We start from the raw sequence: 306 nt of genomic DNA on the forward strand, positions 1-306 counted from the left end.
TCAATGCCGTGTAAAACACGCAGGCGTTCTGTATCTAATGCCCGGCCAATTAATTGAATGATGTGGAACCGATCAATACTCGTCTTGGCGTTGGGGAAAAGACGATGAATAAAGTGACAGTATTGGGCATTCAGATCGACGACCACGCTTTTAACGGCTTGCCGTTCGGTCAACGAATAACGGCTCTCAAAGTAGTCGATAATTTCCTCGGACAGCCGACCAGGCAACGTCACGACCAGACGGTGAGAATCAGCGTCACAGCAGATGAATGACATATGCTTACCAGTTGACCGGAACTCATCAAAG

The 306-nt window shown here is 48.0% G+C and carries 1 protein-coding gene; it reads right to left on the bottom strand.

The annotated features are described in order from the left end of the window. Nucleotides 1-306 (bottom strand): transposase (locus FC82_RS10510; protein ID WP_162260943.1); only part of this gene is annotated, 306 nt, incomplete at both ends.

This window comes from Secundilactobacillus collinoides DSM 20515 = JCM 1123, from assembly GCF_001435975.1.
In the GTDB taxonomy this organism is placed as follows: Bacteria; Bacillota; Bacilli; order Lactobacillales; family Lactobacillaceae; genus Secundilactobacillus; species Secundilactobacillus collinoides.